Source organism: Clostridium sp. TW13, assembly GCF_024345225.1.
GTDB classification, from domain to species: Bacteria; Bacillota; Clostridia; order Clostridiales; family Clostridiaceae; genus Inconstantimicrobium; species Inconstantimicrobium mannanitabidum.
Genome location: NZ_BROD01000001.1, coordinates 4,061,149 through 4,075,530 on the forward strand (window position 1 = coordinate 4,061,149; position 14,382 = coordinate 4,075,530).

The 14,382-nt window shown below is 31.8% G+C and carries 11 protein-coding genes and 11 tRNA genes; 19 read left to right on the forward strand and 3 right to left on the reverse strand.

The features are described 5' to 3' along the window. Window positions 1-4: 4 nt before the first annotated feature. The 8 genes from OCU47_RS18810 to OCU47_RS18845 all read left to right on the forward strand — a co-directional run bounded on the left by OCU47_RS18810 (window position 5) and on the right by OCU47_RS18845 (window position 9,545). Complete coding sequence (locus OCU47_RS18810; protein ID WP_261830112.1) at window positions 5-1,963, forward strand: DHH family phosphoesterase; 1,959 nt, start codon at window positions 5-7, stop codon at window positions 1,961-1,963. Window positions 1,964-1,966: 3 nt separating this feature from the next. Then, window positions 1,967-2,413, forward strand: a complete 447-nt coding sequence (rplI, locus tag OCU47_RS18815) for a 50S ribosomal protein L9 (protein WP_261830113.1) — start codon at window positions 1,967-1,969, stop codon at window positions 2,411-2,413. Window positions 2,414-2,464: 51 nt separating this feature from the next. Next, complete coding sequence (lonC, locus tag OCU47_RS18820) at window positions 2,465-4,324, forward strand: Lon family ATP-dependent protease (RefSeq protein ID WP_261830658.1); 1,860 nt, start codon at window positions 2,465-2,467, stop codon at window positions 4,322-4,324. A 290-nt stretch (window positions 4,325-4,614) separates the two neighbouring features. After that, on the forward strand, window positions 4,615-5,946 hold the full coding sequence (locus OCU47_RS18825) for a replicative DNA helicase (protein ID WP_261830114.1): 1,332 nt from the start codon (window positions 4,615-4,617) through the stop codon (window positions 5,944-5,946). Between the two features lie 21 nt (window positions 5,947-5,967). Next, window positions 5,968-6,768, forward strand: a complete 801-nt coding sequence (proC, locus tag OCU47_RS18830) for a pyrroline-5-carboxylate reductase (RefSeq protein WP_261830115.1) — start codon at window positions 5,968-5,970, stop codon at window positions 6,766-6,768. Window positions 6,769-7,107: 339 nt separating this feature from the next. Continuing rightward, complete coding sequence (locus OCU47_RS18835) at window positions 7,108-8,397, forward strand: adenylosuccinate synthase (protein ID WP_261830116.1); 1,290 nt, start codon at window positions 7,108-7,110, stop codon at window positions 8,395-8,397. Between the two features lie 160 nt (window positions 8,398-8,557). After that, window positions 8,558-8,740 (forward strand): DUF1858 domain-containing protein, encoded by a 183-nt coding sequence (locus OCU47_RS18840; RefSeq protein WP_261830117.1) that lies wholly within the window; start codon window positions 8,558-8,560, stop codon window positions 8,738-8,740. 70 nt (window positions 8,741-8,810) lie between these two features. After that, window positions 8,811-9,545 carry an acyl-[acyl-carrier-protein] thioesterase gene (locus OCU47_RS18845; RefSeq protein WP_261830118.1) on the forward strand — a complete coding sequence of 245 codons (735 nt, stop codon included), beginning with the start codon at window positions 8,811-8,813 and terminating at the stop codon, window positions 9,543-9,545. A gap of 150 nt (window positions 9,546-9,695) precedes the next feature. On the opposite strand, the gene OCU47_RS18850 is transcribed toward OCU47_RS18845, so the two are convergent. Continuing rightward, the gene (locus OCU47_RS18850) at window positions 9,696-10,946 is read right to left on the reverse strand and encodes a BaiN/RdsA family NAD(P)/FAD-dependent oxidoreductase (RefSeq protein WP_261830119.1); all 1,251 of its coding nucleotides are present in this window, start codon (window positions 10,944-10,946) and stop codon (window positions 9,696-9,698) included. 286 nt (window positions 10,947-11,232) lie between these two features. Here OCU47_RS18850 and OCU47_RS18855 point away from each other — a divergent pair. The 11 genes from OCU47_RS18855 to OCU47_RS18905 all read left to right on the forward strand — a co-directional run bounded on the left by OCU47_RS18855 (window position 11,233) and on the right by OCU47_RS18905 (window position 12,177). After that, window positions 11,233-11,307, forward strand: a tRNA-Glu gene (locus tag OCU47_RS18855). Between the two features lie 10 nt (window positions 11,308-11,317). Further along, window positions 11,318-11,393, forward strand: a tRNA-Val gene (locus OCU47_RS18860). 9 nt (window positions 11,394-11,402) lie between these two features. Beyond that, window positions 11,403-11,479, forward strand: a tRNA-Asp gene (locus OCU47_RS18865). A gap of 5 nt (window positions 11,480-11,484) precedes the next feature. Continuing rightward, a tRNA-Thr gene (locus OCU47_RS18870) sits at window positions 11,485-11,560 on the forward strand. A 22-nt stretch (window positions 11,561-11,582) separates the two neighbouring features. Beyond that, a tRNA-Glu gene (locus tag OCU47_RS18875) sits at window positions 11,583-11,657 on the forward strand. Window positions 11,658-11,667: 10 nt separating this feature from the next. After that, window positions 11,668-11,743, forward strand: a tRNA-Val gene (locus OCU47_RS18880). A gap of 9 nt (window positions 11,744-11,752) precedes the next feature. Further along, window positions 11,753-11,829 (forward strand) — tRNA-Asp (locus OCU47_RS18885). A 5-nt stretch (window positions 11,830-11,834) separates the two neighbouring features. Then, a tRNA-Thr gene (locus OCU47_RS18890) sits at window positions 11,835-11,910 on the forward strand. A 22-nt stretch (window positions 11,911-11,932) separates the two neighbouring features. Then, window positions 11,933-12,007, forward strand: a tRNA-Glu gene (locus tag OCU47_RS18895). An 8-nt stretch (window positions 12,008-12,015) separates the two neighbouring features. Further along, window positions 12,016-12,091, forward strand: a tRNA-Val gene (locus tag OCU47_RS18900). 9 nt (window positions 12,092-12,100) lie between these two features. Beyond that, window positions 12,101-12,177: transfer RNA gene (locus OCU47_RS18905), tRNA-Asp, on the forward strand. A gap of 95 nt (window positions 12,178-12,272) precedes the next feature. On the opposite strand, the gene OCU47_RS18910 is transcribed toward OCU47_RS18905, so the two are convergent. Together OCU47_RS18910 and OCU47_RS18915 are read right to left on the reverse strand one after the other, a co-directional pair. Further along, window positions 12,273-13,253, reverse strand: coding sequence for an ATP-binding protein (locus OCU47_RS18910; RefSeq protein WP_261830120.1), 981 nt, complete (start codon window positions 13,251-13,253; stop codon window positions 12,273-12,275). Continuing rightward, entirely contained in the window at window positions 13,246-14,232 is a 987-nt protein-coding gene (locus OCU47_RS18915) for a DnaD domain protein (protein WP_261830121.1), read from the reverse strand. Before OCU47_RS18915 ends, OCU47_RS18910 begins: the two co-directional genes overlap by 8 nt. Window positions 14,233-14,382 lie beyond the last annotated feature (150 nt).

Sequence of the window (14,382 nt, forward strand, 5' to 3'; positions counted from 1 at the left end):
TAATATGGAGAATAAAGAGGATGTTTACAGTAAGTCATTAGTACTGATAATAATAAGTTCTATTTTGGCCATAATTTTAATAAGATCAGCTTTGTATATATATTCCTATGCAGTGATTATCATAGAATTATTTATACAAGTAGTCCTATTCTATAGGCTTAGACAGAGTCAAAGAAGAGATGTAACTGATAAAGAAAGTATATCAAGGTTTGGAGATTACTTTGTTAAAGATAGTTTGTTTAAACAGTTATACCCTTTGGTTTTTATCAAAAATGACGGAGAAATGGTATGGTATAATAACAGATTCAAGGATCTTTTCTCACCTTCTTTATCAAATGGAGATAATATTGCTTCAGTTGTAAGAGGATTGTCTTTAGAAAGAATTTTAAAGCAGAATAAGTCATATGCACAAAAGATTAATGTAAATAGAAATATTTATGAAGTATATTCTAAGAAAATTGTTGATGCTTACAACGATGAAGATATAATAATGGTATTCTTTAATGATGTTTCTTACATTGGAGATGGTACTAAAGAAAGCATAATGCTTATAGAGGTAGATAATTTTGAAGAAGTAACTAAAAGCATATCAGCAAGTAAAATTCCATTACTAAGTGCAGAAATTGAAGCAATAATAAATGCTTATGCTACTAGAATGAATGCGATGATTCAGAAATATGACACCAATAAATATATATTATCAATACTTGATTCTAATATTGAAGCTGAAATGAGTAAAAAGTTTGATATATTAGATGAAATAAGAGAAATATCACTAGGAAATAAGCTTGAAGTGACTCTAAGTATAGGGGTAGGAAGAGGTGGAATGAATCCATTTGAAAATAGAAAGTATGCAGTTGTAGCATTAGAACTTGCTTTAGGAAGAGGTGGAGATCAAGCTGTAGTAAAGAGAGCGGATAATTTAGCTTTCTTTGGAGGAAATACTAAAGAATTAGAGAGACGTACTAGAGTAAGAGCGAGAGTAATTGCACATTCTCTAAGAAACTTAGTCTATGAAAGCAGTAAAGTTTATATTTTGGGACACAAAAATCCAGATATGGATTGCTTTGGAGCCTCAGTTGGTATATTATCTGTAATAAGGCAATTAGGTAAACCCTGCAAAATAGTTTTAAATGATGATACCAGAGCAATAGATACTTTTCTAAATAGAATAAAGGAACAATATAAAAATAATGAAGCTTTTATAGATTATGATACTGCTATGAATGAACTTGATGATGACACATTAATAATAGTTGTAGATGTTCATGCTAGAGGTTATGTAAGTAATATAGAACTTGTAGATAGGGCAAAAAAGACAGTAATAATTGATCATCATAGAAGAAGCCCAGATTCTATAGAAGGTGCATTATTAACATATATTGAAGTATATGCTTCTTCAACTTCAGAATTAATTACAGAAATGGTGCAGTATATGTTAGATAAACCTAAATTAACCCAGATTGAGGCAGAAGGTTTACTTGCAGGTATTTGCATTGATACAAAGAATTTTTACTTTAAAACTGGGGTAAGAACATTTGAAGCAGCATCTTTTTTGAGAAAGTTAGGTGCAGATACAATTGATGTAAAGAAGATGTTCAGTGATAACTTAGACACATATTTAAAGAGAGTAGATACTATAAAATCTGCAGTGGTGGAAAATAATATTGCTATTGCTGTTTGTCCTCCTAATATAGTGGATAGTGTAATAGCAGCACAAGTTGCAGATGAATTGATAAATATTACTGACATTCAGGCATCTTTTGTTCTTTTACGAATAAACAATGATGTATTTATTAGTGGAAGAAGTTTAGGTGAGGTGAATGTACAGGTAATTTTAGAAAGTCTTGGTGGTGGAGGTCATATGACTATGGCAGGAGCTAAAGTTAATGATGCTACTATAGAGCAAGTAAAATCTAAATTAAAGCAATCAATTGCTAAATATTTAAAGGACGGTGACTAAATAATGAAAGTTATTTTATTAAGTGATGTTAAAGGATTAGGTAAAAAGGGAGAGGTAGTAAATACATCTGATGGATATGCTAGAAATTTCTTATTTCCTAGGAAATTAGCTTCAGAAGCTACAGATTCAAACTTACATGTATTAAATGCAAAGAAAGAAATAGAAAGAAGAAAGAAATTAGAAGAGACAGAAGCAGCTCAAAAGGTTGCTAATGAGCTTATGAATAAAGAAATAACAGTAAAAGCTAAAGCTGGTGAAGGCGGTAGACTATTTGGAGCTATAACTAGTAAGGATGTAGCAGAATATATTGAAAAACAATATAAAGTTAAAGTTGAAAAGAAGAAGATAGTAATGGACACAATAAAGCTAGTTGGTACATTTAATATAGAAATTAAGTTGTATCCAGAAATATCTACTAAGATGAAAGTAATTATTGTTCCAGAACAATAAGGAGGTTTAAGGTTGAAGTCAGAAAAAGACCTAAATGTATTAGAAAAAATAATGGACAGTGATATGTCCTTAAATTCTCAAGTTAATGTTTTATTTGATATACTTAAGAATATTTTAGATGAAGGTGCTATAAGAGCAAGAACTGTTAGACACAAACTTCAGAGATTTGTAAAATCTGCAGATGTATATGAAAGATTGTATGCTTTAAATATGATTGCATCTGATGGAAAAGGAATAAAGAGCATTCCTTCCGAAGAGAATAAGCGTGAAGTCTTATATGATACATATAAGTGGTTTTCAGATGAACTTGCAAGGAAGTATGTTCAAGGTAAAATTGAAGGTGAAGTTGAGCAAATATTAGTTGAAAAACAAGATAAATATGTTGAAGAAATAAAGATGGGAATAATAAAAAAGCAAAAGGGGCCAGAGAATGCAAAGACATTGAGTAAATATGATATGCTTGAATCACTCGATGCAAGGACTCCAAATAAGAATATGATGACTTTATTAAGACCAACTACTTTTGAAGAAATAGTTGGTCAAGAGAGAGCTGTGAGATCTTTATTATCAAAGTTATCATCCCCATATCCTCAACACGTTATACTTTATGGTCCTCCTGGAGTTGGAAAAACTTCAGCAGCTAGATTAGCTTTAGAAGAGGCCAAAAGACTACCTTTTACACCTTTTGATGAAAAATCAAAGTTTGTAGAAGTAGATGGAACTACATTAAGATGGGATCCAAGAGAAATTACAAATCCTCTATTAGGATCAGTTCATGATCCTATATACCAAGGTAGTAAGAGAGATTTAGCTGAAATAGGGGTTCCAGAACCAAAGCTTGGTTTAGTAACAGAGGCTCATGGTGGAGTTCTATTTATAGATGAAATTGGAGAGTTAGATGAGATTCTTCAAAATAAACTTCTAAAAGTTTTAGAAGATAAGAGAGTAGAATTTTCATCTTCGTATTATGATCCAGATGATGAGAATGTTCCAAAGTATATAAAATATTTATTTGAACACGGAGCACCGGCAGATTTTGTACTAATAGGCGCCACTACAAGAAGTCCTAGGGATATAAATCCTGCTATACGTTCAAGATGTACTGAGGTATTCTTTGAACCATTATCTTCAGGAGATATTAAGGTAATAATTCAGAATGCTGCAGAAAAGCTAGAAATAACTTTAGAAGAAGGAATAGACACTTTAATTAGTAATTACACTATTGAAGGAAGAAAGGCTGTAAACATACTTGCTGATTCATATGGATATGCATTGTATAATAAAAAGTCAAAGCCTGAGAATAAGTTTAAGTTAGCTTTAGATGATGTAAAAGAAGTTATATCTATAGGAAGATTCATTCCATATGAAAGATTAGATAACTTAGATAAAACTGAAGTTGGACAGGTATATGGATTAGGAGTTTCAGGATTTCTAGGATCAACAATAGAGATAGAAGCAACAGTTTATAAAGCAGCTGAAAATGGCAAGGGATCTATAAAGTTTAATCAAACTGCTGGATCTATGGCAAAGGATTCTGTGGCTAATGCTGCATCTGTAATTAAAAAGGTTACAGATTTAGATATAAAGGATTATGATGTACATGTTAATGTTATAGGCGGGGGGAATATAGATGGTCCTTCAGCAGGTACTGCAATAACCATATGTATCATCTCAGCGTTACTAGACAAGCCTATAAAACAAAATGTAGCTATAACAGGTGAGATATCATTAAGAGGAAAAGTAAAGCCTGTAGGCGGCATATTTGAAAAAGTATATGGTGCAAGAAGAAAAGGAATAAAACTTGTAGTTGTACCTGAAGATAATTCTAATGAAGTGCCAAAGAATCTTACAGATATAGAAGTTAAAACTGTATCCACTATAGAAGAGGCTATGAAATTAGTTTTTGAATAAAAATAAATTTATAAAAAAGGAGAAGTGTTTATTTCTCCTTTTTTTAGTTATAATTATTAAATAATATTAGCAAAGTTGTTGTAGTTTGTGAAATTAAAATGATTGGTTAAAAGAGTATGCTTTCTTTTTCAATAAAGTTATATATACACTTAAGTTCAAAATTATATTATATATAATTAGTAATTTCAGTAATTTCAGTAACATTAAAATCCTTGATAAAAAATCAAGATGTGGCATAATAGAATTACTGATAAGATAAGTAATAATTAAGATTAAAGGAGGATTGGCTGATGGAGGCTCCAGTAATGAGAAGTTTACCACAGAGCATTGAAGCAGAACAAATGGTTTTGGGGTCAATGATAATTGATAAACATGCTATAGTTAGAGCAGCTGAAAGCTTAAATGCAGAAGATTTTTACAGAGATTCACATAAGGTTTTGTTTTCTAGTATGGTTGATATGCTTCAAAAAGACCAACCAGTAGATGAAATAACGCTTCTTGAACATTTAAAGTCTACAGATAAGCTAGATAAGGCTGGAGGAATAACATATGTAACAGAAATAAGTGGTGCAGTTCCTAGTACAGCTAATTTAGATGCATATATAAATATAGTTGAAGAAAAGTCAACATTAAGAAGACTTATAAGGTCATCTACAGAGATTATAGAAGACTGTTATAATAAGCAAGATGACGTTATGGACGTAATGGATAATGCTGAAAAAAGAATCTTCGATATAAGTGAGAAGAGAAATACAGGTGATTTTGAAGTACTAAGTTCAGTTCTAGAGAGAAGTTTTGCAGAGATAGAAAGACTGTTTAATAATAAAGGAGAAATAACAGGGGTTCCCTCTGGCTTCTTAGATTTAGATGCAAAAACTTCAGGTTTTCAAAAAGGTGATATGATACTAGTAGCAGCAAGACCTTCTATGGGAAAGACAACATTCACCTTAAATATAGCGGAACATGCTGCCTTAAGGGAAGGAAAAAGTGTAGTAATATTTTCTCTAGAAATGTCAAAGGAACAGCTTGCAAATAAGTTGCTATGTTCAGAAGCTAATGTAGAAATGTTAAATATAAGAACAGGTAATTTGAATGATAAGGATTGGCAGAATATTGCTAGAGCAGCAGGTCCTTTGTCTAGTGCGAAGATGTTCATTGATGATACAGCAGGTCTTTCAATAATGGAAATGAGATCAAAATGTAGAAAGATAAAAATGGAGCATGGTATAGATTTAATCATGATTGACTACCTTCAACTTATGTCAGGAAAAGGTGAAAGTAGACAACAAGAAGTTTCAGAAATATCGAGAGGTATAAAAGCATTAGCTAAGGAAATGGAATGTCCTGTTATAGCTTTATCACAGCTTTCACGTGCACCTGAACAAAGAGCAGACCATAGACCTATGTTATCAGACTTAAGAGAGTCTGGATCAATAGAGCAGGATGCTGACGTGGTTATGTTTCTTTATAGAGATGAATACTATAACAAAGAAACAGAAGATAAAAATATGGCAGAATGTATTATAGCTAAACAAAGAAACGGTCCAGTTGGAACAGTTAAGCTTGGATGGTTTGGACAATTCAGTAGATTTGGTAATTTGGATATGATGCATAAAGAATAATTAATTTGGGGGCATTGTACTATGAATAAGAAGATTGGATTTATCGGATGCGGAAATATGGGGAAAGCTATACTTGGAGGAATTTTAAATTCAAAAGTAGCGAAGACTGAAGATATATTTGTATCAGCAAGCACAGAAAAAAGCTTAAATACCATTAAGGATAACTTTGGGGTAAATGTGTATTGTAGTAATAGTAAGGTGGCAGAGAAGGCAGATATATTAATTCTAGCAGTTAAGCCTAATATGTACGAAAAAGTAATACTTGAAATAAAAGATGTTGTAGATGATAATGCAATAATTGTAACTATAGCAGCAGGTGTTACAATAGAAAATGTTGAAGAGTGGTTTGGAAGAAAGCTTAAAGTTACCAGAACTATGCCTAATACTCCAGCACAAGTTGGAGAGGCTATGACAGCAATTTGTTTTAATGAAAAGATGTTAGAAGAAGACAAACAAATAATTTTTGGTATTTTTGGATCTTTCGGAAAATATGAAGAATTAGAAGAAAAGTATTTTCATGGGTTTATAGCTGTGGCAGGTTCTTCACCTGCGTATGTATTTATGTTTATTGAAGCAATGGCAGATGCAGCAGTTCAAATGGGCATTCCTAGAAAGAAGGCTTATTCTTTTGCTGCTCAATCAGTTTTAGGTTCAGCAAAGATGGTACTGGACACAGAAATTCACCCTGGACAGCTAAAAGATATGGTTTGTTCTCCAGGAGGAACTACTATAGATGCTGTCATAGAGTTAGAAAATAGGGGCTTTAGAGCAGCTGTAGCTAGTGCCATGAAAATTTGTGAAGAAAAATCAAAAAAATTATAAAATAAGTCTTAAAATTAATAATGTTTTGTTGTATAATAAAATTGAATATGAAAATAATTTCTTAAATAAGAAAAAAGGGTATAAAAAATCGATTATAAGTATCGATTTAGGCCATCTTTAACTAGTATTTTTAAAAAGTAGCTTCGTGCTACTTTTTTAATTTTATGCCAATATACTTTACGAACTATTTAGTATTAGTATAAAAAAATATTCGTAATATTATTGACCAATATTGATGGGTTTGATAGTATGTTATAGGGGTAGTAAATACTATTTCAAGTTAATTACAATATAGATTGAATTAATTTTTGCATGAAAGCAAAGTTGGGAGGAAATCAAATGTCAGCATTTATTGTATTAGGAGCTCAATGGGGCGATGAAGGAAAAGGAAAGATGACAGACTATCTTGCAGAAGAGGCAGACGTAGTTGTAAGATTTCAAGGCGGTAACAATGCAGGACATACAGTTGTAGTTGGTGACAAAGATTACAAACTACATTTAATACCATCAGGAATTTTATATGATGATAAAATAAATATTATAGCAAATGGTGTGGTAGTAGATCCAAAGGCACTATTTACAGAGATAGATTATTTAGAAGGACTAGGAGTAAAAGTTACTCCTGAAAAGCTTATTATAAGTGATAGAGCTCACTTAATAATGCCATATCATAGAGTACTTGATGCACTTAAGGAAAAAGCTAGAGGTAAGAATGATATAGGAACAACTGGAAAAGGAATAGGTCCTTGTTATACAGATAAAATTGAAAGATCAGGAATAAGAATCTGTGACCTTTTACATGAAGATGTTTTTAAAGAAAAATTAAAAGAAAATATAGAAACTAAAAATAAATATATAACGAAGGTTTATGAAGGGGAAGCTTTAGATTTTGAAACTATTTTTTCAGAATATCAAGAGTTTGCAAGAAGACTTAGACCTTATATTCAAGATACTTCTGTTAAAATATATGATGAAATTAAGGCTAACAAGAATGTACTTTTTGAAGGTGCACAAGGTATGCTTCTAGATATAGATCATGGTAGTTATCCATATGTAACATCATCAAACACTACCTCAGGTGGAGTTTCTAATGGTACAGGAATAGGACCAACAATGATAACAAATGCTGTAGGAATTGCTAAAGCATATACTACAAGAGTTGGTAAAGGACCATTTCCAACAGAATTAAATGATGAAATTGGAGAATGGATAAGAGAAAAAGGACATGAATTTGGAGTTACAACAGGAAGAGCTAGAAGATGTGGCTGGCTTGACCTAGTAATATTAAAATCTACAGTAAGAGTTTGTGGTCTTACATCAGTAGCTATTACTAAAATTGATACATTAGCAGGTTTAGATAAGATAAAAGTTTGTGTTGGATACAAGTTTGAAGATAAGATAATTGATTATTTCCCAGCAAGCTTAGAAGATTTAGCTAAGTGTGAACCAGTATATGAAGAATTTGATGGTTGGGATTCAAGTGTAGCAGATGCTAGAAGCTATGAAGAGTTACCAGAGAATGCAAAGAAATACTTAAAGAGAATTGAAGAATTTATACAAACAAAGATTTCTATAGTTTCTGTAGGAGCTAAGAGAGATCAGACTATGAGAGTAACAAAAGACCTATAAGATTTTTGACCCCAAGGATAGCTAGTTTTTCTGGCTATCCTTGGGGTTTTTCCAATAATTATATCCGACTATTTTGATTGCATTTAAAAATAGAATTTAGTATAATTAATTGAGTATAATAAATAGTATACAAAATTAAAAAAAAGAGAGGTTGATAATCATGATAACAAAGGATATGACAATCGGTGAAGTTGTAAGACAAAATCCAGCTAAAGCAGAAGTTTTAATGAGTTTTGGAATGGGTTGCGTTGGATGTCCATCAGCTCAAGCAGAAACAATAGAAGAAGCTGCAATAGTACATGGTTTAAATTTAGATTCATTAATTGAAGCATTAAATAAATAATTTAATATTACTACATATAGTCCTAGAGATACTTCTCTAGGGCTATATCTATAAAGTAGGGGGAAGTGTAGTGGGAGCTAGATATGAAAAGGAATATGAAATCAATTATTATAATGTTGATTCTAAAGGGAATTTAAAGATTACATCTATAGCTGACTTTTTATGTGATGTTGGTATGCATCAGTCAGAGCAGTTAGGAGTAGGTATAGAAGCATTAACAAATGATAATATAGCGTGGGTATTTTATAAGTATGATATACAAGTTATAAGGTATCCAAATTTAAATGAAAAGGTATATGTATCAACAGAAGCTGCTGCCATGAAGAAATTCTATGCTTATAGAAATTATAGTATAAAGGATGCTGAAGGCAATGTAGTTATAACAGGAAGAGGCATATTCTTACTTATAGATATTGAAAAGAGAAGAGCTATTAGAGTTCCAGATGCTATGGGAAAGGTTTATGATTGCAATGGAGAATCTTTTGACATAGATAACCTTGATAAAAAGTTTGAGCAAGAGATTTCTAGAGAATTTTTTGTAAGATACAGCGATATAGATACAAATGGACATGTTAATAATACAAGATACATGGAATGGGCATTAGAAGTAGTTCCGAGAGATATATTTGATACATGTAATATGAGTAGAATTAAAGTTAATTTCTTAAAAGAAATACAATACGGACATAAAATAAATAGTGAGGCTAGAATTATTCATGAAGATGATAAATATACAATACATCATAGAATTACAGATGAAGAGGGAACAATATTAGCTTTATGTGAGACTTTTTGGCAAAAATGAAAAGACTAAAATTGATATGGTAATATTCTAAGATATTTTCTTGAGAATATTACCATAATTATTATTATGTTTGTTATATGAGAGTTGAGTAATATAGTCTAAATTCAATGAATTTATGATGTTATACATTGATGAACCATATATAACAAATTAAGCTTTTGTAGCAGCAGATTTTCCAGCTACATATCCAGAGCTCCAGGCCCATTGAAGATTAAAACCACCACAGTCTCCATCCACATCAAGAATTTCCCCGCAGAAGTACAGATTATTAACGAGTTTTGATTCTAAGGTATAATTGCTTACCTCACGTGTATTAATCCCTCCAGCGGTAACCTGAGCGTTATTAAAGCCATTACTATCGATACACTTGAAACTCCAATTTTTAATGAGAGATAATAATGAATTTTTTTCTTTCCAAGTCAATTCATAGCATGGTTTATGCAGATTAGTTATACCAGCTTCTTTTAGTAGAATAGGAATTAATTTTTTATTAAAGATGCCTATTAATGAATCAATAACTTCTCTGTATGAAAAAACACCAAAATGATTTTCTAAGAATTCACTCACTTCATTTTCACTTAAATCAGGCATTAAGTCTAAATTAATAGTTATGTTATTAGATTTTGATTTCATTCCTGAAGCTATTCTTGATAATTGTAATATAGGTGGTCCTGAAATCCCGTAATCAGTAAATAAAATTTCTCCAAATTCTTTTCTTTTTTCAATTCCATCAACATTGATTGATGCATATCCATTAAATTTAATTCCAGATAGAGATTTTAAATTCTTTGAATCTAATTTTAGTTGAACTATAGCGGGTACAGTTTCAGTTATAGTGTGATTTAATGATTTGCATAATGTATAACCAGAACCGTCTGACCCAGTTTTCACAGCACTTTTTCCTCCACAGGCTATAATAAGTTTTTCACAACATATAGGTTCTATGGAGTCATCACCTGTGGATAATTTAAAACCAGCCTTACTTGTGGATATATTTTTCACTTTAAAATTGTTATACACAGGTATGTTTCTATCCATAAGTGCGAGTCTAAAAATATCCACAACAGAAGAAGCTTGAAGTGACTGTGGATAAATTTTATTATTTTCAAGTTCCACGAGAGGAAGGCCTAGGGAATAAAAAAAGTTTTTTGTTTCTGAGAAACCAAACTGTGATAATGTAGGAACAAAAAAATCTTTATTCATGCTATGATAATTTATATATGGAGTTTTAATTGAAGAATTGGAAATATTACAACGACCATTTCCGGTAGTTAATATTTTTTTACCAACTCTATCAGTTCCTTCTACTATGGCTACATCTGTTCCAAAATCCTTAGCTGTAATAGCAGCCATAAGACCAGATGCACCGCCACCAATTACTATCAATTTATGATATACCATTATAAATATTCACTCCTTTAACTTTAGAGTATATGTTTTTGTGATTTTTAAGTTACTTTTTGTTTAAAAAGTAGTATAATAAAAAATAAAAATAAGTATGTTTATATTATTGAATTTTATCACAAAATAAGTTTGTAAAGGAGAAAATTATATTTATTTTTCAAGTATTTATGCGCTTATTAAAATAAATTTTAAAAAAAATAAAAAAATATATTGACACTTTGGCTTATTTTTTGTAAGATAGTCTATGTCAGGTCGGAAGACCTACAAAAAAATAACTTAATATGGCTCCTTGGTCAAGCGGTTAAGACACCACCCTTTCACGGTGGTAACAGGGGTTCGATTCCCCTAGGAGTCACCATATATAATTTGGTCGCATAGCTCAGCTGGGAGAGCATCTGCCTTACAAGCAGAGGGTCACAGGTTCGATCCCTGTTGTGACCACCAATAAAATATGGCTCAGTAGCTCAGTTGGTTAGAGTGCCGGCCTGTCACGCCGGAGGTCGAGGGTTCGAGCCCCTTCTGAGTCGCCAAAGTTGCTGGCATGGCTCAATTGGTAGAGCAGCTGACTTGTAATCAGCAGGTTGTAGGTTCGAGTCCTATTGCCAGCTCCATTTGATAAAAATAACTTAATATGGCTCCTTGGTCAAGCGGTTAAGACACCACCCTTTCACGGTGGTAACAGGGGTTCGATTCCCCTAGGAGTCACCATATATAATTTGGTCGCATAGCTCAGCTGGGAGAGCATCTGCCTTACAAGCAGAGGGTCACAGGTTCGATCCCTGTTGTGACCACCAATAAAATATGGCTCAGTAGCTCAGTTGGTTAGAGTGCCGGCCTGTCACGCCGGAGGTCGAGGGTTCGAGCCCCTTCTGAGTCGCCAAAGTTGCTGGCATGGCTCAATTGGTAGAGCAGCTGACTTGTAATCAGCAGGTTGTAGGTTCGAGTCCTATTGCCAGCTCCATTTGATAAAAATAACTTAATATGGCTCCTTGGTCAAGCGGTTAAGACACCACCCTTTCACGGTGGTAACAGGGGTTCGATTCCCCTAGGAGTCACCATATAATTTGGTCGCATAGCTCAGCTGGGAGAGCATCTGCCTTACAAGCAGAGGGTCACAGGTTCGATCCCTGTTGTGACCACCAATAAAATATGGCTCAGTAGCTCAGTTGGTTAGAGTGCCGGCCTGTCACGCCGGAGGTCGAGGGTTCGAGCCCCTTCTGAGTCGCCAAATCTTCTTATATTTGATATAAGAAGATTTTTTGTTTTTAAGAATTATAAACACTGAATTTTGAATATATGAAAAAAAGTAGCTTAAATTATAAGCTACTTTTTTGATAGATTTTTTTTAACTCTAATGTCTTCTGTATAGAATTTTTGAAGCTTAAAGCTCCCAAACAATCTTGAAGTAATTCTTTCTGTGTATGATTTTGAAAGTTGAGGTAAAGTTAAGTTTGTGGAAATAAGCATTTTCTTTTTACCTAGTAGTTTCTTATTTAAAAATGTGAAAAACTCAGTTACAGAGAAATCAGTAATTTGTTCAGCACCTAAATCGTCTATAATTAAAAGATCGCAATTAATTAAAAGATCTTCTAGAGCAGTATCACCTTCAAAAGTTATTTGCTTTAAATTTTTAATAAGTTCATCTGAAGTTCTATAGGTAACTAGGAATCCTTTATCTAGTAATTCTTTTGCAATACAATGAGACATAAATGTTTTTCCAGTTCCAGAGTTGCCATAAAACAATAAATTATCATTATGAGAATTAAAATTAGGTATATAATCCTTAAGAACATAATTTAATATTGTTTCAATATTCTTTCGAGGAGAAAACTTTTCATCACCAAGTTTATGTGTAGTGTAATATTCAACATTAAAGTTGGTGAAGTTATTTGTCTGAAGTGCATCAGATAGTTGAGAATTCTTATAATAAATCTTAACCAACTGTTTATAGAAGCAGGAGCACTTTTTAGTTCCTATATATCCTGTATCCTTACATGCTTCACATTGGTATCTGAGCATTAGATAATCTTGAGGATAGTTATGCTGTACCAATAGTTCTGCTTTTCTTACTCTTAAATCTGTTATCTTATCTTTTAACTCCTCTAAGGTTTCCTGTACATTATCTGAGTTTTTAATTATAGTTAGTGAAAGTTTTATAGAGAGTTTACCTATTTCATTATCAATTGCGATTATTTGAGGATACTTATCAGAAATTTCTTTTTTTCTGTTGTTTAAAGCTTTAATTTCATCATTACGTATTTTTTCATAATAGTCCATAAGTTGAGATTTATATCCCTTAATCATTATCATCCCATCCTAACAATTTTTTCTCCAAGTCATCATAATCATAAGTTCTTTGCTCAAAGTTATTAAACTTAAGATTGTTATTGTTTTGAGCATTGACCTTTTTTTGTGATGGAGTATTTCTTCTAAGTGCATCCTTATTATCTACATCCTGCACTGTCTTAAGATTATCGGCATACCATCGAGATAATATACCATCAATATATTTAAAATCAGCTCTATTTAATCTTTCGAAGCATATAGTAGAAGCTTTTTTTATCATATCTACGGTAAAGTTATATTTATATAACCATTTTTCAAGAAGGTCTTGTTGAGGTTTCATAATCTCTCCGTTTTTTATTCCTAGAAAGTCTAAGATACTTCTGATTTTTAACCATTTATCTTCACTTTTTGCTATATAAGCTTGAGCTTCTTCTATTGAAGTTATCTTTGAATCATACCAATTTAAGGCTACCTTCTCAATATATCTGATATCACTCTTTCCTTTAGAAGTGCAATATTCAATTAATAATAGGATCATTTCATAGGAAAAGTTAAAATCTCTTTGCCAACTTAAATAAGTGGTCATCTCCTTAGGGGATAGTGGTCTACCAACTAAGCTTTCTATATCTTTTAACATATCCTTTGAGTTAGTATTATTAAGTTCATCTAAAAGATTTACATTAGATGAATCAGTATCACTGTCAGAGATGTCACAAAAACTAATATCAAAATTACCCATACGGTCAATTGATTTAAGTTTTATTAGACCTTCATCATTCCAATAATTTAAAGCATTCATAACATCAGATTCTAATAAGTTTAAATTAGATGCTACTATTGATGAACTTACTCCAAGTTCTCCTGAAGTGCTGTATTTTAACATCAACAAATAAACCTTAATAAATTCTCCACGAGCTTTAGGCATATATTTTTCTATAAAGACATTACTAACAGGTGTAAAGGTAATAGATGAACTTTTTAGCATAAATGTACTCATAGCTAATTTATCCTCCATTTATATAACTTAATAATACCGTAATAAAAATATTGATATATACAGTAAGTATTATGTATATCAATTATAGCAAACGCTACACAAAGTAACAACTCACTATAAAAAGTTACTTTGTGGGAATAAAAAAGATAA